General features: G+C 43.7%; 19 protein-coding genes, 3 rRNA genes, 1 riboswitch and 1 other annotated feature. Of the genes, 11 read left to right on the forward strand and 11 right to left on the reverse strand.

Annotated features, from left to right (window positions below; genetic code table 11):
- Positions 1-2: 2 nt before the first annotated feature.
- Both HUX68_RS06620 and ltrA read left to right on the forward strand, forming a co-directional pair.
- A complete protein-coding gene (locus tag HUX68_RS06620) occupies positions 3-161 on the forward strand; it encodes a hypothetical protein (RefSeq protein WP_174614089.1) in 159 nt (52 codons plus the stop codon).
- Positions 162-1,024: 863 nt separating this feature from the next.
- A complete protein-coding gene (gene ltrA, locus HUX68_RS06625) occupies positions 1,025-2,194 on the forward strand; it encodes a group II intron reverse transcriptase/maturase (protein WP_174614090.1) in 1,170 nt (389 codons plus the stop codon).
- A gap of 513 nt (positions 2,195-2,707) precedes the next feature.
- Here ltrA and rrf read toward each other — a convergent pair.
- The 4 genes from rrf to HUX68_RS06645 form a co-directional block, all read right to left on the reverse strand.
- Positions 2,708-2,823, reverse strand: a 5S ribosomal RNA gene (gene rrf, locus HUX68_RS06630).
- A gap of 65 nt (positions 2,824-2,888) precedes the next feature.
- Positions 2,889-5,807, reverse strand: a 23S ribosomal RNA gene (locus HUX68_RS06635).
- A gap of 145 nt (positions 5,808-5,952) precedes the next feature.
- Positions 5,953-7,517, reverse strand: a 16S ribosomal RNA gene (locus tag HUX68_RS06640).
- The 16S, 23S and 5S rRNA genes sit together here, the layout of an rRNA operon.
- Positions 7,518-7,916: 399 nt before the next feature.
- A complete protein-coding gene (locus HUX68_RS06645) occupies positions 7,917-8,222 on the reverse strand; it encodes a rhodanese-like domain-containing protein (RefSeq protein WP_174614091.1) in 306 nt (101 codons plus the stop codon).
- Positions 8,223-8,334: 112 nt separating this feature from the next.
- On the opposite strand from HUX68_RS06645, the gene HUX68_RS06650 reads away from it, so the two are divergent.
- Positions 8,335-9,087, forward strand: a complete 753-nt coding sequence (locus tag HUX68_RS06650; protein WP_174614092.1) for a hypothetical protein — start codon at positions 8,335-8,337, stop codon at positions 9,085-9,087.
- A gap of 103 nt (positions 9,088-9,190) precedes the next feature.
- On the opposite strand, the gene leuS is transcribed toward HUX68_RS06650, so the two are convergent.
- Complete coding sequence (leuS, locus tag HUX68_RS06655; RefSeq protein ID WP_174614093.1) at positions 9,191-11,608, reverse strand: leucine--tRNA ligase; 2,418 nt, start codon at positions 11,606-11,608, stop codon at positions 9,191-9,193.
- Positions 11,609-11,738: 130 nt separating this feature from the next.
- Positions 11,739-11,953 (reverse strand) — a binding site (T-box leader).
- 125 nt (positions 11,954-12,078) lie between these two features.
- On the opposite strand from leuS, the gene mnmM reads away from it, so the two are divergent.
- Entirely contained in the window at positions 12,079-12,648 is a 570-nt protein-coding gene (mnmM, locus tag HUX68_RS06660) for a tRNA 5-(aminomethyl)-2-thiouridylate-methyltransferase MnmM (RefSeq protein WP_174614094.1), read from the forward strand.
- On the opposite strand, the gene HUX68_RS06665 is transcribed toward mnmM, so the two are convergent.
- Entirely contained in the window at positions 12,645-13,712 is a 1,068-nt protein-coding gene (locus tag HUX68_RS06665) for a tetraprenyl-beta-curcumene synthase family protein (protein ID WP_174614095.1), read from the reverse strand. The two genes, mnmM and HUX68_RS06665, sit on opposite strands and share 4 nt — an antisense overlap.
- An 87-nt stretch (positions 13,713-13,799) precedes the next feature.
- Here HUX68_RS06665 and HUX68_RS06670 point away from each other — a divergent pair, with 87 nt between their 5' ends.
- A complete protein-coding gene (locus tag HUX68_RS06670; RefSeq protein WP_174614096.1) occupies positions 13,800-14,327 on the forward strand; it encodes a gamma carbonic anhydrase in 528 nt (175 codons plus the stop codon).
- A 7-nt stretch (positions 14,328-14,334) separates the two neighbouring features.
- Here the strand turns inward: HUX68_RS06670 and HUX68_RS06675 are convergent, their stop codons facing one another.
- Positions 14,335-14,535: a hypothetical protein gene (locus HUX68_RS06675; RefSeq protein WP_174614097.1), complete on the reverse strand. Its 201-nt coding sequence runs from the start codon at positions 14,533-14,535 to the stop codon at positions 14,335-14,337.
- A gap of 208 nt (positions 14,536-14,743) precedes the next feature.
- Here HUX68_RS06675 and HUX68_RS06680 point away from each other — a divergent pair, with 208 nt between their 5' ends.
- The 3 genes from HUX68_RS06680 (at position 14,744) to HUX68_RS06690 (ending at position 15,966) form a co-directional block, all read left to right on the forward strand.
- Positions 14,744-14,914, forward strand: coding sequence for a hypothetical protein (locus tag HUX68_RS06680; protein ID WP_174614098.1), 171 nt, complete (start codon positions 14,744-14,746; stop codon positions 14,912-14,914).
- Between the two features lie 194 nt (positions 14,915-15,108).
- Positions 15,109-15,366 carry a hypothetical protein gene (locus tag HUX68_RS06685; protein WP_174614099.1) on the forward strand — a complete coding sequence of 86 codons (258 nt, stop codon included), beginning with the start codon at positions 15,109-15,111 and terminating at the stop codon, positions 15,364-15,366.
- A 369-nt stretch (positions 15,367-15,735) separates the two neighbouring features.
- The gene (locus HUX68_RS06690; protein ID WP_174614100.1) at positions 15,736-15,966 is read left to right on the forward strand and encodes an SPOR domain-containing protein; all 231 of its coding nucleotides are present in this window, start codon (positions 15,736-15,738) and stop codon (positions 15,964-15,966) included.
- Positions 15,967-16,392: 426 nt separating this feature from the next.
- Here HUX68_RS06690 and asnB read toward each other — a convergent pair whose 3' ends face one another.
- Both asnB and metK read right to left on the reverse strand, forming a co-directional pair.
- Entirely contained in the window at positions 16,393-18,297 is a 1,905-nt protein-coding gene (gene asnB / locus HUX68_RS06695; RefSeq protein WP_174616365.1) for an asparagine synthase (glutamine-hydrolyzing), read from the reverse strand.
- Between the two features lie 228 nt (positions 18,298-18,525).
- Positions 18,526-19,725, reverse strand: coding sequence for a methionine adenosyltransferase (metK, locus tag HUX68_RS06700; RefSeq protein WP_174614101.1), 1,200 nt, complete (start codon positions 19,723-19,725; stop codon positions 18,526-18,528).
- A 132-nt stretch (positions 19,726-19,857) separates the two neighbouring features.
- Positions 19,858-19,965: riboswitch (SAM riboswitch) on the reverse strand.
- A gap of 211 nt (positions 19,966-20,176) precedes the next feature.
- Between metK and pckA the strand changes: the two genes are divergently transcribed.
- From pckA to HUX68_RS06715, 3 genes are all read left to right on the forward strand, one after another.
- Positions 20,177-21,766, forward strand: coding sequence for a phosphoenolpyruvate carboxykinase (ATP) (gene pckA, locus HUX68_RS06705; protein WP_174614102.1), 1,590 nt, complete (start codon positions 20,177-20,179; stop codon positions 21,764-21,766).
- Positions 21,767-22,037: 271 nt separating this feature from the next.
- Positions 22,038-22,817: an ABC transporter ATP-binding protein gene (locus tag HUX68_RS06710; protein WP_174614103.1), complete on the forward strand. Its 780-nt coding sequence runs from the start codon at positions 22,038-22,040 to the stop codon at positions 22,815-22,817.
- A complete protein-coding gene (locus tag HUX68_RS06715; protein ID WP_174614104.1) occupies positions 22,817-23,626 on the forward strand; it encodes an ABC transporter permease in 810 nt (269 codons plus the stop codon). Before HUX68_RS06710 ends, HUX68_RS06715 begins: the two co-directional genes overlap by 1 nt.
- Positions 23,627-23,863: 237 nt before the next feature.
- Here HUX68_RS06715 and ytkD read toward each other — a convergent pair whose 3' ends face one another.
- On the reverse strand, positions 23,864-24,325 hold the full coding sequence (gene ytkD / locus HUX68_RS06720) for an RNA deprotection pyrophosphohydrolase (RefSeq protein ID WP_174614105.1): 462 nt from the start codon (positions 24,323-24,325) through the stop codon (positions 23,864-23,866).
- Between the two features lie 33 nt (positions 24,326-24,358).
- Complete coding sequence (locus HUX68_RS06725) at positions 24,359-24,961, reverse strand: hypothetical protein (protein WP_174614106.1); 603 nt, start codon at positions 24,959-24,961, stop codon at positions 24,359-24,361.
- Positions 24,962-25,048: the final 87 nt, after the last annotated feature.

A 25,048-nucleotide genomic window follows, 5' to 3' on the forward strand; every position in this document is an offset into this window, starting at 1 on the left:
ACATGCAAAAAAATCAAATGTGGCTTCCATTAATCGCTTCTGTCGGCGTTGGAGCGGCGACTTACTACACGATGACCAAAAACAACCAGAATCTTGGACAAACCATGCAAAAAATGGTTCCTTTTGTTACGCAAATGAATAGCGGCGGAACCCGTCAATAAAAAAATTAGCGTACCCTAATTTTAGGGTGCGCTTTTTTGGTGTGCCTCACTGTTCCACACTCTAGGTGGTTCAAATCCACTCGATAACTTTATCCTTTCAAGTATCGTAGCCGAAGAAGAATCCTCGCTGATGAGGCAGGATTGACAGGGTGTCCTCTGCGAAGGGGAATCCGAAAGGTCTGCAGGCAAAGTCCAGCCCGGAACATTGTGTGAACCAGAGGTGGCGGCGATGTTGGGTGACCCGCCCAAAAAACGGGGAAACCTGTGCAGTTGCGCACCTTGTAGGGAAACTAGAAAAGGGAAACGACCTATAGGGCACATCGACGTGATTAGGGTCAGGATGGATGGAACAGAGTGTGTGATTACTGGGGGAAGCACTGTAGACTCCTATCGGTAAACACCGGTAGGTAGGGGAGGTATAACCCTAAATGGGGAAAGCCAAACCGAGGGTACTGCAGGTGGCGGATGGCTCCGTAGTAGCGATGAAATTCGAGCCGATGAAGGCTGGCGACAGTCTGGAGGGGAAAAGTCGGATGAGTAGATGCATGATGTCATCTAACCTGTGTCACGACCAAAAGTTGTGATATGGCGGTGAAGGGACCTGCTTCGTCAACATTGTGAATGGAAGTGAGTGGGAGACGTAACGCATTAAATGAAAAGGTTCACCAAGGGGTACGTCCTGCCGAACATGAAAAGCCATGTAAGGATACAGGTGGACTTGCGACCTGAGTACATGATGATTGGATAGGAGCGATTGGCTTTTGCCTAAACACGTAATCCAACATGGTGGAACAAGCGAGGAATCGCCTCTTGTAGTGACCATAAGACCAATGTGGTGAGTAAGCGCGAAGGTGGTGATGAATATGCGACCAAAGCGCAAATTTTATTCCATCATTGATAAGGTGTACCGCATGAGTAACCTGTACGATGCATGGAATGCCGTTAAGACCAATAAAGGTAGCGCCGGGGTAGATGGTGAAACCATCCTATGGTTTGAGGCGCAGTTGGAACAAAATCTTAGAGAAGTCCAACGGCTTTTGAAGCAACAGCGTTATCGACCGGAACCGGTACTACGTCACTATATCCCAAAAGGGGACGGCAAAAAGAAACGACCGCTGGGCATCCCCACTGTAAGGGACCGAATCATCCAACAAGCCGTACGGCAAATGATGGAACCCTTGTTTGACCGGGACTTTTATCCACACAGTTATGGGTTTCGAAAGGGACATTCCCAACATCAGGCAGTGGACGTCGTAAGACGTGCGAAGAAGAATGGGTATGAATACGTGGTGGATTTGGATATCCAATCGTATTTCGATAATATCCCGCATGACTTATTGATGGAAAAAGTCAAAACAAAAATCGCCGACGGGCGAATACTTGATTTGATTGAAATGTGGTTAAAAGCAGGTGTCATGGAAGACGATCGGTTCTATGACACGACTTCCGGCTCTCCTCAGGGAGGGGTCATATCACCGTTATTGGCGAATGTCTATTTGGATGAATTTGATTGGAAAATGAACCAACAAGGATTTCCAGTTGTACGTTTCGCGGACGATGCGATTATTTTCTGTAAAACGAAGATAAAAGCTAATCGAGCGTATAAAGCAGCTGAAGAGATATTGGAAGGCAATTTAAAGCTTACGATGCATCCCGAAAAGACGAAAGTCGTTCATTTTGATGAAGGATTTCGTTTTCTGGGGTTTCATTTCTGGAAAGACTATCTAGTCCTTCCAGATGAAAGAGCCCGAAAGGTTAAAGATAAAATAAGGCATCTATCAAGAAGACAACAAGGTAAGAGTCTGGTAGAAGTGATTCACAAACTGAATGAAGTCATTCGGGGATTTGCCAATTACTTCAGGATAGGAAATGTCAAAAAGAAATTCGAACGTCTGGATGAATGGATTCGAATGAGGGTGCGAGCTTATATGAGGAAAAAGCGTTCCATGGAGTCGAATTGGCGCATACCCAATAAAGTGTTAGCACAAGCGGGATTGGTTTCAATGGTCAGCTTACTCACCAAACGTTCCTAATTCGTGAGTGAAATAAAGTAACAACTCATTCCCGGAAATGGGGAACTGACGAAGTGAAAGCCGGATGCGGGAAATCTGCACGTCCGGTTTGACGAGGGGTCGGAGGGCGAAAGCCCTCCTCCTACTCTACTTTGAAATTTAGTCTATTAGAAAGAAATTTAGCTATCATCCAAAACCATCCTTATGATAAATTTGCCCAATATCAAAAAAGTACATGCTTTCCAAAGAAAATTCTGATACAGAATTGGAAATGGGCAATTTAGATAGATGCAGATGCAAATGTTTAATTAATTAAACATTGTAGTGAATCAGAATGTCAGCCATTGAGATTATCTCTTGAGCGATGGTGGGAAATGTACAGGCTTTAAGGAAGTGAGTGCAAAGTATGCTGTTTTCGGGCCATTTTTCATTAGACGTTACATACCTAGCACAGAAATAAATATCTACTTTGAAATTTAAATAAATCACAAAAAAGAGGAGCACATAAAGGCATGTACTCCCCTTAAAATTTATGCCTGGCGGCGTCCTACTCTTGCAGGGGCAAAGCCCCAACTACCATCGGCGCTGGAGAGCTTAACTGCTGTGTTCGGCATGGGAACAGGTGTGACCTCTCCGCTATTGCTACCAGACCTTATCAGGAATTTATACCCTGAAAACTGAATAAGCATATATGCAACGCATCATCCAAAGCTGTTTAGTTAAGTCCTCGATCGATTAGTATCCGTCAGCTCCACGTGTCACCACGCTTCCACCTCGGACCTATCTACCTCATCGTCTCTGAGGGATCTTACTCACTCGAAGTGATGGGAAGTTTCATCTTGAGGGGGGCTTCATGCTTAGATGCTTTCAGCACTTATCCTTGCCACACGTAGCTACCCAGCTGTGCTCCTGGCGGAACAACTGGTACACCAGCGGTGTGTCCATCCCGGTCCTCTCGTACTAAGGACAGCTCCTCGCAAACTTCCAACGCCCACGACGGATAGGGACCGAACTGTCTCACGACGTTCTGAACCCAGCTCGCGTACCGCTTTAATGGGCGAACAGCCCAACCCTTGGGACCGACTACAGCCCCAGGATGCGATGAGCCGACATCGAGGTGCCAAACCTCCCCGTCGATGTGAACTCTTGGGGGAGATAAGCCTGTTATCCCCGGGGTAGCTTTTATCCGTTGAGCGATGGCCCTTCCATGCGGAACCACCGGATCACTAAGCCCGACTTTCGTCCCTGCTCGACTTGTAGGTCTCGCAGTCAAGCTCCCTTCTGCCTTTACACTCATGCGAATGATTTCCAACCATTCTGAGGGAACCTTTGGGCGCCTCCGTTACCTTTTGGGAGGCGACCGCCCCAGTCAAACTGCCCGCCTGACACTGTCTCCGGACCGGATTACGGCCCTGGGTTAGAAGGTCCGTACAGCCAGGGTGGTATCCCACGGGTGCCTCCACCGAAGCTGGCGCTCCGGGTTCAATGGCTCCCACCTATCCTGTACAAGCTGTACCAACATTCAATATCAGGCTACAGTAAAGCTCCACGGGGTCTTTCCGTCCTGTCGCGGGTAATGTGCATCTTCACACATCGTATAATTTCACCGGGTCTCTCGTTGAGACAGTGCCCAAGTCGTTGCACCTTTCGTGCGGGTCGGAACTTACCCGACAAGGAATTTCGCTACCTTAGGACCGTTATAGTTACGGCCGCCGTTTACTGGGGCTTCGGTTCTGCGCTTCGCACCGAAGTGCTAACGCTTCCCCTTAACCTTCCAGCACCGGGCAGGTGTCAGCCCCTATACTTCGCCTTTCGGCTTCGCAGAGACCTGTGTTTTTGCTAAACAGTCGCTTGGGCCTATTCACTGCGGCTCACTCGTAAGCAAGCACCCCTTCTCCCGAAGTTACGGGGTCATTTTGCCGAGTTCCTTAACGAGAGTTCTCCCGCTCACCTTAGGATTCTCTCCTCGCCTACCTGTGTCGGTTTGCGGTACGGGCACCTATGAACTCACTAGAGGCTTTTCTTGGCAGTGTGGATGCAGGAACTTCGGTACTCTATTTCCCTCCCCATCACAGCTCGGCATTATTGGACGGATTTACCTATCCAACTGCCTTACTGCTTGGACGCACACGTCCATCGGTGCGCTTTCCTTCTCCTCCTGCGTCCCCCCGTCGCTCAAACGCTCATGAGGTGGTACAGGAATATCGACCTGTTGTCCATCGCCTACGCCTTTCGGCCTCGGCTTAGGTCCCGACTAACCCTGAGAGGACGAGCCTTCCTCAGGAAACCTTAGGCTTTCGGTGAAAGAGATTCTCACTCTTTTTTCGCTACTCATACCGGCATTCTCACTTCCAGGTGCTCCACCAGTCCTCACGGTCTGACTTCACAGCGCCTGGAACGCTCTCCTACCATTGTTCGAAGAACAATCCGCAGCTTCGGTGATACGTTTAGCCCCGGTACATTTTCGGCGCAGCGTCACTCGACCAGTGAGCTATTACGCACTCTTTAAATGATGGCTGCTTCTAAGCCAACATCCTGGTTGTCTGGGCAACGCCACATCCTTTTCCACTTAACGTATACTTTGGGACCTTAGCTGGCGGTCTGGGCTGTTTCCCTTTCGACTATGAACCTTATCACCCATAGTCTGACTCCCAAGGCTACGTAACCGGCATTCGGAGTTTGACTGAATTCGGTAACCCGGTGAGGGCCCCTCGTCCAATCAGTGCTCTACCTCCGGTACGCTTCCCTTGAGGCTAGCCCTAAAGCTATTTCGGAGAGAACCAGCTATCTCCGTGTTCGATTGGCATTTCACCCCTACCCACACCTCATCCCCGCATTTTTCAGCATACGTGGGTTCGGGCCTCCAGTCAGTGTTACCTGACTTTCACCCTGGACATGGGTAGATCACACGGTTTCGGGTCTACGACCGCATACTCATTCGCCCTGTTCAGACTCGCTTTCGCTGCGGCTCCGTGTCTTCCACTTAACCTTGCATACGATCGTAACTCGCCGGTCCATTCTACAAAAGGTACGCCGTCACCCATTAACGGGCTTCGACTACTTGTAAGCGCACGGTTTCAGGTTCTCTTTCACTCCCCTTCCGGGGTGCTTTTCACCTTTCCCTCACGGTACTGGTTCACTATCGGTCACTGGGGAGTATTTAGCCTTGGGAGATGGTCCTCCCGGATTCCGACGGAATTCCTCGTGTTCCGTCGTACTCAGGATCCACTCCGGAGGAGACGCATTTTCGACTACAGGGCTCTTACCTTCTTCGGCCGGCCATTCCAGGCCGATTCGTCTAATGCATCTCTTGGTAACTCCAATGGAGTGTCCTACAACCCCAGAAAGCAAGCTTTCTGGTTTGGGCTGCTTCCGTTTCGCTCGCCGCTACTCGGGAAATCGCGTTTGCTTTCTCTTCCTCCGGGTACTGAGATGTTTCAGTTCCCCGGGTGTGCCTCGCGTACCCTATGTATTCAGATACACGTCCTGTTCCATTACGAACAGCGGGTTCCCCCATTCGGAAATCCCCGGATCGAAGTCTACTTACGACTCCCCGGGGCATATCGGTGTTAGTCCCGTCCTTCTTCGGCTCCCAGTGCCAAGGCATTCACCGTGCGCCCTTCTTCACTTAACTATGAATAGACGTACTTCTTCTTCGCCTTCGCTTTTGATTTGATGTCGTTGATCTTGCTTATTCAGTTTTCAAGGTACAAATGAGAGAATTTACTCCCTCAAAACTGAACCAAACAACCAAGTATGCCTTCCGTAATAATCCTTAGAAAGGAGGTGATCCAGCCGCACCTTCCGATACGGCTACCTTGTTACGACTTCACCCCAATCATTGGCCCCACCTTCGGCGGCTGGCTCCAAAAGGTTACCTCACCGACTTCGGGTGTTGCCAACTCTCGTGGTGTGACGGGCGGTGTGTACAAGGCCCGGGAACGTATTCACCGCGGCATGCTGATCCGCGATTACTAGCGATTCCGGCTTCATGCAGGCGAGTTGCAGCCTGCAATCCGAACTGAGAATGGTTTTATGGGATTTGCTACACCTTGCGGCTTCGCTGCCCTCTGTTCCATCCATTGTAGCACGTGTGTAGCCCAGGTCATAAGGGGCATGATGATTTGACGTCATCCCCACCTTCCTCCGGTTTGTCACCGGCAGTCACCTTAGAGTGCCCAACTGAATGCTGGCAACTAAGATCAAGGGTTGCGCTCGTTGCGGGACTTAACCCAACATCTCACGACACGAGCTGACGACAACCATGCACCACCTGTCACTCTGTCCCCGAAGGGAACACGCTGTCTCCAGCGCTGGCAGAGGATGTCAAGACCTGGTAAGGTTCTTCGCGTTGCTTCGAATTAAACCACATGCTCCACCGCTTGTGCGGGCCCCCGTCAATTCTTTTGAGTTTCAGCCTTGCGGCCGTACTCCCCAGGCGGAGTGCTTAATGCGTTAACTGCAGCACTAAGGGGCGGAAACCCCCTAACACCTAGCACTCAACGTTTACGGCGTGGACTACCAGGGTATCTAATCCTGTTCGCTCCCCACGCTTTCGCTCCTCAGCGTCAGTTACAGACCAGAGAGTCGCCTTCGCCACTGGTGTTCCTCCACATCTCTACGCATTTCACCGCTACACGTGGAATTCCACTCTCCTCTTCTGTACTCAAGTCCTCCAGTTTCCAATGACCATTCGCGGTTGAGCCGCGAGATTTCACATCAGACTTAAAAGACCGCCTGCGAGCGCTTTACGCCCAATAATTCCGGACAACGCTTGCCCCCTACGTATTACCGCGGCTGCTGGCACGTAGTTAGCCGGGGCTTTCTGGTCAGGTACCGTCACGGTACCGCCTTATTCAAACGGTACTTGTTCTTCCCTGACAACAGAGTTTTACGATCCGAAAACCTTCATCACTCACGCGGCGTTGCACCGTCAGACTTTCGTCCATTGCGGATGATTCCCTACTGCTGCCTCCCGTAGGAGTCTGGGCCGTGTCTCAGTCCCAGTGTGGCCGATCACCCTCTCAGGTCGGCTACGCATCGTCGCCTTGGTAAGCTCTTACCCCACCAACTAGCTAATGCGCCGCGGGCCCATCTGTAAGTGACAGCTAGAAAGCCGCCTTTCATCACGTCACCATGCGGTGACGTGCTTCATTCGGTATTAGCCCCGGTTTCCCGGAGTTATCCCAATCTTACAGGCAGGTTGCCCACGTGTTACTCACCCGTCCGCCGCTCGTTCCACAAGCTTCCACCCGAAGGCTTCCGCTTGCTTCCCGCGCTCGACTTGCATGTATTAGGCACGCCGCCAGCGTTCGTCCTGAGCCAAGATCAAACTCTCCATAGAAAGTTGATATATGATTGACACCAATCAACCATAGCTTAGCTTCGTAAATTGAATCCAGGGGAAAGCTTTTGCTTTCGTCCTGTTTTCTTGACATACTGGTTGTTTTTGTTCAGTTTTCAAGGAGCAAAAATCAAAAATGAAATCTATCGATAACATAATAATTATATCATTGTTGATAATGTATGTCAACACAACATTTTTCAACATTTTTGGGGCTGTTTTTCAACAGCAAAATCAATATTACTCTCCATAGATTAAAATGTCAATGATCTTTTTAAAAAAATGAAAGAAAGCGCGTATATAAGAAATCACGCTTTCCCACACGTCAATAACGAATAATACCCGACACCCGTCAAGAACCCCCAACCTTTATGAGTTATAAGGTACAATGCCTCGGGTTCACACCACAACTTCACCTTTCCAATCAAGCATCCCGCCTGCCATACTAGATACTTTATAACCGTGCTCATCCATAAAGGCAGCTGCCGTCATACTTCTTCTGCCGGATCTGCATACCATGATGTAATGTTTGTCTTTATCCAACTCCTGTAATGAATGTGGAATATTTTCAAGTTTAATGTGTTTGGCACCATTAATCATACCTTGGGCAACTTCATCATCTTCCCGCACATCAATAATCACGTCACTTTCATTTCCTAGCAGTTCTTCTACTTCTTCGGGAGTTATTTCATTTATATCATCCATTAATACCATCCTCCGTATAAAAATATTTCCTACTTATCATAACTTCTGACATGAATAGCTTGCAACTATATAACACAAAATAAAATAACGATACAAAGTGAGGTTTTATCCTATGAAATTTATCATCGGCAAATTATGCTTTATTCTGCTTTTTTTAATCACGGCAACTATGACGGCCGCAGAGGGAACCACCAAGATACCATCCCAAAAGCAAATTTTAGAATTCGACGAGGATGTAACAGGTGATGGGCGAAAGGAATCCGTAACCCTTAAAGGTATCAAATTTTCAATGGAAACAGATTACCTTAAAGATGCGTGGACAGAAATTCAACTGGCAAACAATAAAAAATGGAAAATTCCATATGATGGCGGGTATGACCCTAACCTGGAGTTTCTGGATTTGAATCATGATAAGGTTTTGGATATTTTTTATCAAAGTAAGGGACAGGGCGGATTGCACAACCATGCATTACACACCCTGTCAAACGGGGAGCTTAAGGAAATCCAATTACCTGTCCAGCGATACGTAAAAGCTCATCTTACAGATGGATTTGAATTAGAAGTTAAACTTTCACCCGAACAAAAACCATATACTACCAATGTGAAAAAACAGGCTGCAGATTATATTGAAAAAGGAATATATAATAAACAGGGAAGACTTCTGACAGATGGCTCTGTAATAATAGAACCAATTAGTAAATATGAGCCAGTGTTTATTAATAAACAAAAGGGATACGGATTGAAAAGCTACCAGCAAATTAATGGCACTGGAAAATCTGATACAATCGGAACAGTTCAAACAACCTGGTATTACGAAAACGACAAATGGCTTATACTGAAAACAAAATGGACACCTTCCAATTAGCAAACCCGGCTGAACAACAAGCCTTAATCACCGCGTATGCAATAGAAGGTTTTATCTGCAAAAAAGGATCCCGTTCAAAATTAACATGAACGGGATCCTAATATTAATTTGCTACAATATTCACTAGCTTACCTGGCACAACAATAACTTTACGGATTGTTTTTCCTTCAATCCATTCCTGAATTTTTTCATGTTCGAGCGCTTGTTTCTCCAAATCATCTTTCGTGATATCTTTGGGAACGTTTATTTTCGCCCGGACTTTACCCATTACCTGCAGTACAACCTCAGCCTCTTCTTCAACCAGCTTGGATTCGTCATAACGTGGCCATTCCTCATACGTAATTGTTTCAGAATGTCCAAGCCGGGTCCACAATTCTTCTGATAGGTGTGGTGCGACAGGCGACAACATTTTTACAAAACCTTCAACATGCTGTTTGGAAATCTCCTCCGCTTTATACCCTTCGTTAATGAACACCATCAACTGGGAAATACCGGTGTTGAAATGCAGGTTATCAAAGTCTTCCGTCACTTTTTTAACCGTCTCATGATATACCTTATTAAGCGTTTCATCACCATTACCTTCAATAATTTTATCAGCGGTTTCTCCTGTTTCTTCATTTACAATCAGCCGCCAAACGCGTTCCAGAAAGCGGCGTGATCCATCCAGGCCGTTTGTTGACCAGGCAACCGCAGCGTCAAGCGGCCCCATGAACATTTCGTACAAACGAAGTGTATCCGCACCATGCGAATGAATAATATCGTCAGGATTGACAACATTCCCCTTCGATTTACTCATTTTCTCGTGACCCTCACCGAGAATCATTCCTTGGTTAAACAATTTCATAAACGGTTCTTTTGTTGGGACAACGCCAATATCATACAAGAATTTATGCCAGAACCGTGCATACAGCAGATGAAGTACAGCATGCTCCGCCCCTCCGATGTAAATATCGATCGGCAGCCATTCCTGTAATGCTTTTGGATCAGCAAGCTGTTCGGTATTATCCGGATCGACAAAGCGGAGGAAATACCAGCAGCTTCCAGCCCATTGCGGCATTGTGCTTGTTTCCCGACGGCCCTTCATGCCTGTTTCCGGATCGGTTACATTAATCCAGTCACTGTTAGCCAGCGGGGATTCACCGGTTCCAGAAGGCTTAATATTATCCATTTCCGGCAATTCCAGCGGCAACTCATTTTCCGGGACAGCTGTCATAGAGCCGTCTTCCCAATGAATGACCGGGATCGGTTCACCCCAGTAGCGCTGTCTCGCGAACAGCCAATCACGCAGACGATACGTAACTTTCTTCTCGCCTTTACCTTTTTCCTCAAGCCAGTCAATCATTTTACTTATTCCTTCTTCTTTCCCAAGCCCATTAAGGAATTCTGAATTGACATGATTACCATCGCCAACATAAGCCTCTTTGGAAACATCACCGCCTGCAACAACTTCGGTAATCGGCAGGTCAAATTTCGTGGCAAACTCATAGTCACGCTCATCATGTGCCGGAACCGCCATAATCGCCCCGGTTCCATAAGACATCAGGACGTAATCAGCAACCCAGATTGGAATCTTTTTATTATTGACAGGATTAATAGCATACGCACCAGTAAATACACCTGTTTTATCTTTGGCAAGGTCTGTCCGCTCCAATTCAGATTTTGTCTGGATTTCGTTTATATACGCATCAACCGCATCCTTTTGGTCAGCAGTGACGATTTGTTCGACATATGGATGCTCTGGTGCAAATACGGCATAAGTTGCACCAAACAATGTATCCGGTCTTGTTGTGAATACAGTGAATGTCTCATCAAAATCATCAATGGCAAAATTCACTTCAGCACCTTCCGAGCGGCCAATCCAATTCCGCTGCATATCTTTAATGCTTTCAGGCCAATCCAGTTCATCCAAATCTTCCAGAAGCCGGTCCGCATATGCGGTGATTTTAAGCATCCACTGCTTCATTGGTTTACGGACAACCGGATGCCCGCCGCGTTCACTTTTGCCATCAATTACCTCTTCATTGGCCAAAACAGTTCCAAGTGCCGGGCACCAGTTAACCGCCACCTCATCCATGTAGGCAAGACCGTGTTCATACAGCTTGGTAAAAATCCACTGCGTCCATTTATAGTAGCTCGGATTCGTTGTATTTATTTCACGGTCCCAGTCATATGAAAAACCAAGTTCCTTTATCTGTCGTTTAAACGTTTCAATATTTTTATCAGTAAAAGCTGCGGGGCTGTTTCCGGTATCCAGTGCATACTGTTCAGCAGGAAGCCCGAAAGCATCCCAGCCCATTGGATGCAGCACTTCATACCCCTGCATCCGTTTCATCCGCGAATAAATGTCTGTTGCCGTATATCCTTCCGGGTGACCGACATGCAATCCGGCACCTGACGGATATGGAAACATATCAAGTGCATAAACTTTTTCCTTATCAGAATACGTATCTGTCTTAAATGTTTTATTTTTTTCCCAATACTGCTGCCATTTCTTTTCAATTTCCTTATGATTAAACGTCATCAGATTGCCTCCTTCATCAGTTGCAAAACACATCACTCAGGCGTCTTACAGCGAGTGTCAAAGTTCTTATAAAGTTTGGTAAACTTTACACTTTGTTACCCTATAAAAAAAGCCACCCATCCCTATGAAGTAAAGGGACGAGAGACTATAGTTTCCCGCGGTACCACCCGAATTAACACTGAATGAGCGTTCACTTGGATCCTTAACGCAGATTTACGGCAGGAATTACTTATCTTCATCCCTGCAGCTTAAAGGTGAGTTCGTAAATCTTCAGGAGCAGTTTTCACCAGCCACTGCCTCGCTATACCTGGACAATTCACTACTAATCCTTTGCAACGCCGATACTATATGTATATCGCATTTTAATCAATGTGTGCTATTTTGTCAAGATTTGGGACACAATCTTTCACCGCACAAAAGCTTCATGATAGAATAATGATAGTATTTTGCATAGAGGAGCGAACTTATCCATGATTAAAGGTATCATAAATTATTCCCATTACCTGCTTGAAACCGCTGTTGAAAAAGGCGATACTGTCATCGATGCCACGTGCGGAAATGGTCATGACACCATCTTTTTATCCAAACTGGTTGGGAAAACCGGACACGTATTCGGATTCGATATACAAGAACAGGCTGTTACCAATACGAAAAACAGACTTGCGAAAAACGGACTGACCAACACTGACATCATTCAAGACAGCCACAGCAATTTTATCCATCACATTCCAGTCGATAAACTGACCAGGTTGGGCGGTGCTATTTTTAACCTTGGTTATCTTCCCGGAAGTGATAAATCAGTTATTACCAAAAGTGAATCAACTATACTGGCAGTCGAGGGGGTTCTTTCCCATCTGAAACGCAATGGACTGGTAGTACTGGTGATTTATCATGGACACGAGGGTGGCACCGAAGAGAAAGAACAGATTATGAAATATGCCCGTCTGTTGGATCAGAAAGTTTTTCACGTACTCTATTACGGATTCATTAACCAGAAAAATGATCCGCCATTCATTCTTGCCATTCAGAAACGAAATTAATCCCTTTTTTTCAGGCGGTAATAAAACTTTGTATTTAAATGGAAAAACCAGGTACTGCCGCCGCTGACACGCAAAAGCTGTTTGGCCATTCCTTTACCGCCGGACAGCTTGTTTGCTTTGGGATCACCAAGATAGAGCCCAACCAATCCTTGCTGAACCATTTCATGGAAACGATGATCCGGTAGGTGGCGGGCATGCTTGTTCGCCTGTTCGATAAAAAAAGAGATGCGTCTTTTCAAATGGGCTTGATCATCATAAAAACTGCAGAAATTTAAATCTGCTTCCTCAATATCCTCTTGCTGATCAATGTAATAATCCATTAAGATATGAAGCCCTTGCATATAGGGAAAATAACCGCACCATATTCGTTCAGCCAATTGCGCCGGCACCCTTTTCCCAAGCGAATACGACACAAGATAAAAAATACCCAGTGTTGAACCTGCTGCTGCGGAAAATTCAAACCAGGACAACTTTGCCTGGTCCCCCATTTTTTCAAGGTACCATTTCTGAAGCCGCGGAATTCGTTCATCCAGCCTGACATGCTTATGTACTTGCAAATCACAGTATAACTGATTCAAGTGCAGCAAATAATCACGTATTTCATCATAATTGTCCAATGTCCTGATCGTTTTCCGGCATGTTTGGACAAGATCTGTCAGATATGCATCATCTGTATGCTCATCCCGTAGTCTGTAATAATCTTTCATGTCGTTATCTGGAATTAACGCATCAACCATGGATTGATGCAACAGTCGAAAGTCATCGGGATTGAGTGATGTGCTCCGGTCACATAGGTTGTCCAAATAATCACTTATTGTCTGATATGCCACAATAAACCGGATCGCTTCTTTCCATTTATTACCGGCTAATAGTGCGTATACCGATCCTCCCTGACAGTGAAACCGCTTTGCCTCCATACTTGCAAGTGCCTGGGTTCGCAACTCCTGATCGGGTATTTGTGCAGCTCTTCTTTTCCAGTAGTCTAATTCGTCTCTGACTGCCGGGAAAACCTTACAATATACATTTACCATTAATCTCAAAGATGTTTTTGGTAGACCCAACATTGCTCCTCCATTCCTGCCTATCCTTCGATTCCCATTATAACATTTTGCTATAATACATATATGACCATATTTATGAGGAGGTTTCAAATGATTCATCATTATAAAAACGTAAAACCTACGATAAACAACTCTGTATTCGTCGCTCATGACGCTGAGGTAATAGGTGATGTGACAATTGGCGAGCAAGCCAGTATCTGGTTTAAAACCGTTATACGCGGGGATGTTGCGCCGGCCCGGATTGGCAAACGTGTCAGCATCCAAGACTTATCCATGCTGCACCAAAGCCCTGACAATCCGGTTATTGCAGAAGATGATGTAACTGTCGGGCATCAGGTGACACTACATGGCTGTACCGTCCGTAAAAATGCTTTAATTGGCATGGGGGCACTCATTCTGGATGGAGCTGAAATCGGTGAGCATGCATTTGTCGGTGCTGGCAGCCTCGTCCCGCCCGGCAAAAAAGTTCCTCCACACACTATGGTAATGGGCCGTCCAGCTAAAGTCGTACGTTCCTTGACTGAGGCCGACTATAAGGAAATGGAACGTGTTCTGCAATCCTACGTGGAAAAAGGGCAATATTATAAGCACAACACGAATTTGGGACAGGACTTTTAGTATTATTCTAATAAAAGGCTTTTTCATTGTTGCTGCCGTAAAGATGCTGCGACATTGAAAAATCAATTTGTTTAGTACAGCTTACTAGCCGATCCGTTGGAATATACTCGTTTTCACTGCCAGCATAAGTGCAACTTCTGCTCAAGTAAACTACTTTCGCAGTGTCTTCTTTACCGAGGGCAAGTGCCGAATCCTCCCCAGATCGCACCTCGCCTCCTTTATTAGGATATGGTGAACAAACCTAGCGAAAAAACACACGGAGACTGGGGGGACTGAGGCCAGAAGTATCTAACCTTTCTTCTTTTATTACAAAGCTATTTTAATTTCGTTTTCTATAAATATTTGAAAAATAGGAAATATTATTGTTTTTTGATAAATCGCCTGCTATAATTTGGATATATTTGGGAGGTAATTAAATGAAAAAAACAATCGATTACTTAAAAGAGGACCTCTGTAAAGCAAAGGAAGAACTCCAAAATTTAGAAAAACGTGGCCACACTATAACGGAATGGATAGACCACCAGAAGAACATTGAGCAATGTAAAAAACGACTTCAAAATTTTACGGAGAAACGAAAGTATTTGTAAACCCCTCGGATTAACTGTCACTTTGATTCTATTTTGCACTGTATAAAAATTAAAAAGCACAGTTCCCTTTCATATTCCGAAATGGCACCCGTTAAGTTTCAACTATCCTTTTATGAATTTTAAAATTTAATATTATTTTTCCGGCACTTCTCATAAACATAATATAAAAAATAAAGGAAAGGGGCATGAATCATATGAAAATAAATAAATTCAACGTAGAATCAAATAAACAAAAATATTTAGTCCAATTAAAACAGTTTTACTTACACTCGGGATTTTATCAAACTAAAATTAAAGTTTTTGTTCTTAAACCAGAAAAGCAAAATAAACTAGTAAAAGTTTTTAAAACAGAAACAGAACCTAAACAAAAGAAAGATCTTGAAACAAATTTGGAAACATTAGCAAATTCGGCGGTGGAGACATATGAATCAAATAGTAATCAAAAAAATTAAAAGCAATAATTATCGTTGCTTTTTTACTTTTTATAATTAAAAAGAACTTCGTCAAAGCCCTTTTTTAATTCAATTTTTGTTTATGTCATTTCATTATTGAATTTGTGATATATTCAATACTTTAACATAGAATGGCTATCTAAATATTCCTTCTGACTAATACAGCTGTGATATAAGATCCACGATGATCAGTTTAACAAATCCTAGAAGGCGTACCCATTTTTAGCTGCGTTTATCCATAATCTATAATGCATTACTTCGCTATTTCCTAATAGATTAATTAATCATTTTGCGAAAAGCCATGTACAACGACCATTCATTTGCTATAAAGCTGAATATACTACCCATAAACAAGTTAGGAGGATGTTTATGGGGAAATATAAAATAGTCGTTGGCACAACTAACAAGAAAAAAAGCGCCCAGCACCAATATAATTTAGTAACTAGAAATAAAATTAACGCAGATATAAGAATCTATAAAATGGACAGCAGGGAACTTTATTCCGTAGAGGTTGGTCCATATTCAAAAAAACAAGCGCTTCAAAACGTAGATAAAATTAAAGGCCTTGGAATAACAAACGCTTTTATTACACGCGCATAGTGGGGCAAGGAGTGATCTGCCCCTACTATGGCAATTTGGATCCTACCCCACTTTTCCGGAAGCGGTATTGAAAAAGGATCTTCGAGCAAAAGATCCTTTTAGCTGCTTAGTAAACTACCTGTCACTTAATCATAAATGCCCAACGCGATTGAACCAATTTTAAGCATTATCTCCCCCCTCATACTTATGAGCCCTTCATCTATACAACAAACTGGCCCACTGGTAAACAAATTTATTCCTCAACTGCGCCATTATTTAAGAATTCACACATAAGTTCAAGAGGAACAAATACCATAAGAGCGTACAGAATACTAACAACATTTAACTTCAAGAAATATTTCATCTAATAAGCCCCCAATAATTATCTAAATCACCCTATATAAAAGACCGGCGACAACGGTGCAAAGTCCGTGTCGCCGGTCTTACTTATTGCGTAATCGCTTCAATCGCCTTGTCTGGTTTACTTAATTCCTCAACATCAAATTTGTTTTCAATATTGATTTGATGCCACAGCATAAACATGAGCACCGTCCAGATTTTTCTGCTGTAATCACCTTTACCCTGGCAATGTGCATCAAGCAAACTAAGCACATAGTCTTTGTGCAGCAGATGATCTGTCTCGCTTTCCTGAATCAACTGTTTCGCCCATCCATTAAGCTCATTTTTTAACCAATGACGGATTGGAACCGGAAACCCAAGTTTCTTACGGTCAAGCACATGATCAGGGATGATGCCACGTGAAGCCTCCCGTAAAATACTTTTCGTCGTTCCATTGGCAATTTTCATATCAACCGGAATTTTACTTGCCACATCAAACACTTTTTTGTCCAAAAATGGCACGCGCAACTCCAGTGAGTTTGCCATTGTCATACGATCCGCTTTCAACAAAATATCTCCCCGCATCCATGTGTGAATATCCACATATTGCATCTGATTCACCAATGGATAGTCGCTTACCTGATCATAAAGTTTTTCCGTAACCTGCTGATAGGAGACATTTTCATTATACGTCTTTAACAATGCACGTTTTTCGGTATCCTCGAACATTTTTGCATTGCCTATATAACGATTACGGAGCGGAGTTGTTCCGCGTTCCAGAAAGCTTTTGCCGCGTACGCCCTCCGGAATTGCTTCTGCTACCCGGGCAAGCAATGACTTTGCCGGAGTTGGTATTGTATTGAACAATTTCAAAGATTCTGGTTCACGGTAAATATTGTAGCCGCCGAATAATTCATCGGATCCCTCTCCTGAGAGGACAACGGTTACATGTTTACGAGCTTCGCGGGCAAGGAAATATAACGGGACACACGCTGGATCTGCCAGTGGATCATCCATATGCCACATGATTTTAGGCAGTTTCTCCACATACTCCTCCGGTGAAATGATATAGGAAATATTCTCCACATCCAGCTTCTCCGCCGTTTCTTTTGCAACGTCAATTTCTGAAAAGCCTTCCCGTTTAAAACCGACGGAAAACGTCTTGATATTCGGGTTGAATTTTTTAGCCATCGCCACAATAATTGTCGAATCAATTCCACCGGATAAAAATGACCCAACTGGAACATCACTCCGCATATGAACATTAACAGAATCGTACATTACGTCCTGAATCCGCTTGATCCAGTCGTTTTTCTCCATTAACACCGGATTAAACGTTGCATGCCAGTACCGATTGAATTCCAATGCCTGTCCCGGCTTTTTCACAAAATAATGGCCAGGCTCCATTTTTTTAATGCCTGTAGTCAATGTCAGCGGCTCCGGAACAAACTGGAAACTTAAATAATGCTGCAATGCTTCATAATTAACTTCTTCATTTTCCATCATTAACGTAATGCTTTTTTTCTCTGACGCAAAAATAGTTCCTTCTTTTGATTCCTTATAAAATAATGGTTTAATGCCAAACGGATCTCGTGCACCGTAAAGTGTTTGCTGCTCTTTATCCCAAATCAGGATGGAAAACATTCCCCTTAAGTACTGAAATGCATTTTCCTTATGTTTGGAAAATAACGCAGCAATTACTTCAGTATCGGATTCGGTTGCAAATGAAAATCCTTCTTTCACTAAATTCTCCCGCAATTCAACGTAGTTATAAATTTCGCCATTAAAAATAAGCCAGCATTTTTCATCATCATAGCTCAATGGCTGCTGACCGGTTTCAATATCAATAATACTCAGGCGTCTGAACCCGAAAGATACGTAATCATCATGATAGTAGCCCTCATCGTCAGGACCTCTATGTGTAATAATGTTGTTTTGGTTTGTAAATCGGTTAAGCTGATCTTCGTTCAAATCCTCAGGTTTATTTCGCAGTATTCCAATAAAACCGCACATCACTTTTGCCTCGCTTTCATTCATGTTGAACCCTTAAAATTATATCATAAAAGATGCATCTTGACGAAAGCCTTATTTTCATTGAAATGCCTTTGCAATTACATTGTCAAAACTGAAATCCCGATTAATTAATAGGCCGAATGATAAATTTCAGTGTTTCCACCAAAATTCAGGTGGTGACCACAACTAGATCACCCCACAAAAAAGAGGTGCACTTAAACACCCCAGTTATCCCTCTTTTACAATGGCCTGCAATTCTTCGACTTTATCGGTTTTCTCCCATGGAAATAAGATATCTGTTCTGCCGAAGTGGCCATATGCAGCTGTGTTTCGGTAGATTGGACGTTGCAGATCAAGCATCCGAATTATACCTGCTGGCCGTAGATCAAATATTTTTCGTGTTGCGGCTTCCAGCTCAGCTTCATCGACCGTACCGGTGCCAAATGTATTGATGGAAATCGACACTGGCTCAGCCACACCGATTGCATAAGCCAATTGTACTTCACATGTTTTCGCAAGCTTTGCCGCCACAATGTTTTTAGCAACATAACGGGCTGCATATGATGCAGACCGGTCCACCTTGGTGGAATCCTTTCCACTGAATGCACCGCCGCCATGTCTTGCATATCCGCCGTACGTATCCACAATGATCTTACGTCCGGTCAAACCGGCATCACCCTGTGGTCCTCCAATTACGAACCTTCCCGTCGGATTGATAAAAAACTTGGTTGATTCATCAAGCAGATTTGCCGGAACAATCGGTCGAATCACATACTCAATCAGGTCCTTTTCGATTTGTTCAGTTGTTATATCCTGATGGTGCTGTGTTGAAATAACAATTGTATTCACCTTTACCGGGTTATCTTTTTCATCATATTCGACCGTTACCTGTGTTTTTCCGTCAGGGCGTAAATAATCCAAAATTTGCTCTTTACGTACATCTGATAATCGCTTCGATAATTTGTGTGCGAGCGAAATCGGCAATGGCATTAATTCGTCCGTCTGATCACAGGCAAACCCGAACATTAACCCCTGGTCACCCGCACCAATCGAAGCAATTTCTTCATCCGTTTTCCCCTGCCGTGTTTCATACGCCGTATCAACTCCACCGGCAATATCTGCTGACTGTTCATCAATAGCAGTCAGCACGGCACATGTTTCCGCGTCAAATCCGAATTTAGCGCGTGTATACCCAATATCCTTAATCGTTTGACGGACAATTGCAGGAATATCTACATATGTAGTAGTAGAAATCTCCCCCGAAACCAATACTAATCCTGTAGTTACTGTTGTCTCACATGCCACCCGGGCATTCGGATCATTTTTTAAAATTTCATCCAAAATAGCATCTGATATCTGATCGCAGATTTTGTCAGGATGCCCTTCTGTAACAGATTCAGATGTAAATAAACGACGATTTGCAGCCATGTGGCTAAGTCCTCCCTTTAAAAAATAGTACGGAAATCTATCTATTCAGTGTATGTTTATGTTTTAATAAGGTTAGAAAAAATAAAAAAACCTTTCCTGCAATCATGAGGAAAGGTGTCCTGAAGCCTTTCGCTCTTATTGTCCAAGGATAAATCCTTGCGTCAGATTAGCACCTTTTCACAGCATGTGACGGTTGCTGGGCTTCATCGGGTCTGTCCCTCCACCGACTCTGAATAAGAGAGTTTCCGCTCGAAATTCAGCATAACGGAAAAGCGCTGTCATGTCAACAATTTACAAGGGAATGACACACTTGACATGAAAAGTTCATATAAATATTCGTATAATTAGTATGGACTAATTTTATGAATGTGTTATACTAAATAAACAGATTTACAACTTGATTATTAAAATGTACTTTAATTAAAATCCATCATAAAGGAAGGTATCACAAATGAATGCGGTGGAACAATCAAAATTAATCAAAGATTTACTTTCACATGATAATCTGCAAAATAACCTTTCCGTACCACAGCTTGTCGAGAAAATTCTGGCACGTGAAGAGGGAACGCTGTCTGCATCAGGTGCAATTCGTGCGACTACCGGTAAATATACCGGGCGATCCCCAAAAGATAAGTTCATCGTTCGGGATGAGACCACTAAGGACGTCATTGACTGGGGAATCGTCAACCAGGAGATTGATGAGGCATCTTTTGATAACCTTTACAAAAAGGTGGTTGCCCATTTAAAGGAACGAAATGAATTATATCATTTTCAGGGCTATGCCGGAGCCGATACAAATTACCGGCTGCCAATTGAAGTTTTCAATGAATATGCCTGGCACAATCTGTTTTCCAGACAACTGTTTATCGAACCGACGGAGGAAGAATTGGGAACCCATCATTCCGAATTCACTATCATATCTGCCCCTACATACAAGGCAGACCCGAAAGTCGATGGAACGAATTCCGAAACGTTTATTCTTGTCTCATTCAAACAACGCATCGTTCTGATTGGTGGTACTGAATATGCCGGAGAAATCAAGAAATCCATTTTTTCCGTGATGAATTTCCTGCTCCCACAGCGTGACATTTTATCGATGCATTGTTCTGCCAACGTTGGTCAGGAAGGGGATGTTGCATTATTTTTCGGACTTTCCGGAACCGGTAAAACTACGCTCTCCGCAGATCCGTACCGCCGATTAATCGGGGATGACGAACACGGCTGGAGCACGAACGGTGTATTCAATATTGAAGGTGGCTGTTATGCAAAATGCATCAACCTTTCACAGGAAAAAGAACCGCAGATTTATGACGCAATCCGGTTTGGATCGGTACTGGAAAATGTCATTCTTGATGAAGAGTCGCGTCAACCGGACTATGATGACACATCGCTGACAGAAAATACCCGGGCCGCCTATACCCTGAAAAATATTGATAATATTGTTTCGCCAAGTGTAGCTGGCCATCCAAACACCATAATTTTCCTGACAGCTGATGCATCCGGTACTTTACCGCCCATCAGCAGATTAACCAAAGAACAGGCTATGTATCACTTTTTAAGCGGCTACACCAGTAAGCTTGCCGGTACAGAACGCGGCGTAACCGAGCCACAGGCAACGTTTTCAGCATGCTTCGGGTCACCGTTCCTGCCGCTCGAACCGGCGACATACGCTGAGATGCTTGGCGAGAAAATTGATTTGTATAATACAAGTGTATTTCTGGTTAACACCGGCTGGACTGGTGGATCATATGGAGTTGGTAAGCGGATGAAATTATCCTATACACGCGCGATGGTTCATTCAGCGCTTGAAGGCGAATTGAACTCTGCCGAAACAACCAGCGATGAAATTTTCGGACTGGAAATCCCTATGCACGTACCCGGTGTTCCGGATGAAGTACTGATTCCAAAACAAACCTGGGACGATAAAGAAGCTTATGACAAAGAAGCACAATCACTAGCCATGAAGTTTCATGACAACTTTAATCAGTTCACACATGCAAGTGATGAAATCAAAAAAGCTGGTCCATTATACCGGGGTTAATAATGATTGTTTCCTCATCCCACAAGGATTTTTAATAAATGAAGGAAAAGTTTCATCAGCGCAGTGCTGATAACGGTCTCTTTTTACAGAGGCCGTTTTTTATATAGGCAATCACACATTTATGCCGTGAAGCATAGGTTATGATGAGACAACGCATGAAGATTCGAAAATGCAATCACGACAGAAATCGGTGAAATTCCGGAATAATTCCCATAAAGACCGTCAACACGAATTGTCAAGGAAGTATGTGAAACCTAAGGAGGAGAAACAAATGTCATTCCTTACCTTAGACAACATATCACATCATTATTTCGCAAAAAAGTCATTCACAAAGGCGCTGGACAACGTCTCATGCAAGATAAATGAAGGTGAAATCACCGCTCTCCTTGGACAAAGTGGATGTGGCAAATCAACGTTGCTTTCGATTATATCCGGCATCATCCAGCCGACTGAAGGGAATATCCTGCTGGATTTGAAACCGCTGAAACAGACTGATTATACAATCGGCTATATGCTTGAAAAGGATTATTTGTTTTCATGGAAATCAATAATGGATAATGTTCTGGTTGGTCCGAAAATCAGTGGTCAACTGTCAGACTACACCAGGCAAAAGGCAGTGGATCTTCTGCGTGATGTTGGTGTGCCGGATGTTGGAAATTACTATCCCGATAGCCTTTCCGCTGAGATGCGTCAGCGAGTTGCACTCGTCCGGACACTCATTATGGATCCGAAAATTTTACTGTTGGATGAACCATTTTCAGCTACGGATTACCGGGAAAAACGCAAACTGGAAGATGTATTTTCAAAGATGCTCAAGAGCTGCCATAAAACAACACTGCTGGCTACAAATGATATGGAAGAAGCAATATGCATGAGCGATCGGATTATAGTCATGGCTCCCAATCCAGGGACAGCTGCAAGGACATTTAATGTGCCAATCGAGCTTCGTGAAGAACGACCATTTCTAGTCCGCAGACATCCAAAATATCAGCTGCTTTTTGATAAGATCTGGGAAGTATTCGAATCCTTCGATAAGGCGGTGTGGCCTTAATGAAAAAAGCAGGGACTTATTATGGTCTACTTAAAGAATATAAAAGCAGCCAAAAGCATAAAAACAGAATCATCCATTCATGGTTGGTTATATTGCTAATAACCCTTTTCGTCATTTGGGAACTGGCCAGCAGAATAGATTGGTTTAACCCCTTACAATTCAGCTCTCCATCACAGGTGTACGCATTAATTTTTGGAAATGTTTCGAGTGGATTGATGCTGATGCACCTCAGGGTATCATTGCTTGCGACGATTACTGGATTCATCATCGGCACAAGCAGTGGAATCCTGACAGCCAGCGCTCTCTGGTCATCATTACGATTTTTCAACATTATGAATCCCTTTTTTATCATCATGAATGCTTTACCCGTGTTGGCTCTGGGGCCAGTTATCATCGTTCTCGTCGGACCGGGTTATTTCGCAATCATAACCATTGCTGCCATTCTCACGGCCCTGATTACTTCTTCAGTTATTTATTCCGGATTCAAAGCGGTGGATTACAACTATATAAAAATATTGAAATGCTTTGGTGCAACGCGCGGCGACATTTTTAAAGAAGCCGTGTTTCCGGCAACACTGCCGACAGTAATTTTAACATTGAAGATAAACATTTACGTATCCTGGATTGGAATCATCATCGGCGAATTTCTTGTTTCAAAAAAAGGACTTGGCTATTTGACCATTTACGGTGTTCAGATATCTGATGTTACGCTCGTTGCAGCCAGTTTGCTGCTGATTACCATTTCTGCTGTAATCATGCATGTAATCGTTAAACAGACCAAACACTTACTGATCAGGGATTCAAATTAGAAAAAAAGAGACTGGGACAAAAAGTGATTTATCAAAAGAAAAAACGAATCAAATGGTGGACTCAACCGCTCCGGAAATATACTCCGCTTTCCGCGGGCGGCTGTTGAGCCCTCCTCGCGCTTACGCACTGCGGGGTCTCATCTAGGCCTTTCCTCCCGCAGGAGTCTACGTATATTTCCTCCACTAGTCTCTAGAAACGTTCGTTTTTTGAATTACACTGTTTGATTTGTCCCAGCCTCATATATTCAAGTGTTTCATACAATGAATCAGTACACCATCTTTCATTATAAAGCTGTACATTTCATTTGTTTCTACATTGTCAGGAATTGATTTTAACAGAAACGGACCATCGGTTTCATAATAGGTCTCCCGTTCTGTCAGTTCACCGATGTCGGCATAGTAAACATTTTTTATGACATGCCCCGCTTTTCCTGCCACAAAATACTGGGCAATATACCGGATTTTACGCACTGTACCACCCGTTTCTTCCATCACTTCCCGAATGGCAGCATCGAGAGCCGACTCACCGGGTTCCACTTTTCCACCCGGGAACTCAAGGCCTCGGTCTTTATGCCTTGTCAGCAGCCATCTCCCTTTATATTTGCAGATAACCCAAACATGTTTCGGTTTTTTGGAAAACGGGTGGTCATCGAACGATAACTTTACTTTATTGTGATAATAATCTTTAAACGTGTACATTAATCATTTCAACTGCTTTCGTTTTCATTAACATTATTTGTGCAGGATATTCGTTATCTTCCAATTGTTCTTATAGGTGAACTCGATTTTTATCGTATATGCTCTGTACAGTTCGTTTTTATTTCGCTGCACAATCTGTACCACATTCTCATCCTTACGTATCATATCATAGTTGTTCTTTTCCTGAAACCAGAATGGTGTTTCCGTCGGAATAACATATAATCCGTCCGGCTTTTCTTTAAAATAAAAATCCACGTATTTGGATGCTACTTCTCTTGTTGTTACTTTTTCAAATTCGTCTAACAATGCTTCTTTAGTATTAAAATGAACTACCTTGTTATGCTTATTCAAATCCTGTATTAAAACATCCATAAACCCATTTGTTAATGTAACTATTGTATCATGTGAAATCGTTTTATTAATAACTTCGCGATCCTTTTTCTTAGATGATGACTTTGATTCGAATTTTTGAAAGGCTTGTACCTTTTCGATACTTGTCTTGGAAATTTTATGGTCATCACCACTTTTACCCGCAGCCTCAGTCTGTAAATTGGCTGCCTGAATCATGAACAATAATGGCAAAATAAGCGCAATGCTAAAAATCTTTTTGAAATACGAACGATGTTTTGTTTTCACAGCAAGCTCCTCCTTCGTATTATATATAGGATGAATCTGGTAATACTATTCCTTTTTTCAAGAATTATAAACTTAGTATTTGAAGTT

It is taken from the genome of Virgibacillus ihumii, from assembly GCF_902726655.1.
Lineage (GTDB): Bacteria > Bacillota > Bacilli > Bacillales > Amphibacillaceae > Lentibacillus > Lentibacillus ihumii.

Bases quoted from the DNA above. Each gene is read 5' to 3' on its own strand.
- HUX68_RS06620 (WP_174614089.1), top strand. From the start codon at position 3: ATGCAAAAAAATCAAATGTGGCTTCCATTAATCGCTTCTGTCGGCGTT.
- ltrA (WP_174614090.1), top strand. From the start codon at position 1,025: ATGCGACCAAAGCGCAAATTTTATTCCATCATTGATAAGGTGTACCGC.
- HUX68_RS06645 (WP_174614091.1), bottom strand. From the start codon at position 8,222: ATGGATGATATAAATGAAATAACTCCCGAAGAAGTAGAAGAACTGCTA.
- HUX68_RS06650 (WP_174614092.1), top strand. From the start codon at position 8,335: ATGAAATTTATCATCGGCAAATTATGCTTTATTCTGCTTTTTTTAATC.
- leuS (WP_174614093.1), bottom strand. From the start codon at position 11,608: ATGACGTTTAATCATAAGGAAATTGAAAAGAAATGGCAGCAGTATTGG.
- mnmM (WP_174614094.1), top strand. From the start codon at position 12,079: ATGATTAAAGGTATCATAAATTATTCCCATTACCTGCTTGAAACCGCT.
- HUX68_RS06665 (WP_174614095.1), bottom strand. From the start codon at position 13,712: ATGTTGGGTCTACCAAAAACATCTTTGAGATTAATGGTAAATGTATAT.
- HUX68_RS06670 (WP_174614096.1), top strand. From the start codon at position 13,800: ATGATTCATCATTATAAAAACGTAAAACCTACGATAAACAACTCTGTA.
- HUX68_RS06680 (WP_174614098.1), top strand. From the start codon at position 14,744: ATGAAAAAAACAATCGATTACTTAAAAGAGGACCTCTGTAAAGCAAAG.
- HUX68_RS06685 (WP_174614099.1), top strand. From the start codon at position 15,109: ATGAAAATAAATAAATTCAACGTAGAATCAAATAAACAAAAATATTTA.
- HUX68_RS06690 (WP_174614100.1), top strand. From the start codon at position 15,736: ATGGGGAAATATAAAATAGTCGTTGGCACAACTAACAAGAAAAAAAGC.
- asnB (WP_174616365.1), bottom strand. From the start codon at position 18,297: ATGTGCGGTTTTATTGGAATACTGCGAAATAAACCTGAGGATTTGAAC.
- metK (WP_174614101.1), bottom strand. From the start codon at position 19,725: ATGGCTGCAAATCGTCGTTTATTTACATCTGAATCTGTTACAGAAGGG.
- pckA (WP_174614102.1), top strand. From the start codon at position 20,177: ATGAATGCGGTGGAACAATCAAAATTAATCAAAGATTTACTTTCACAT.
- HUX68_RS06710 (WP_174614103.1), top strand. From the start codon at position 22,038: ATGTCATTCCTTACCTTAGACAACATATCACATCATTATTTCGCAAAA.
- HUX68_RS06715 (WP_174614104.1), top strand. From the start codon at position 22,817: ATGAAAAAAGCAGGGACTTATTATGGTCTACTTAAAGAATATAAAAGC.
- ytkD (WP_174614105.1), bottom strand. From the start codon at position 24,325: ATGTACACGTTTAAAGATTATTATCACAATAAAGTAAAGTTATCGTTC.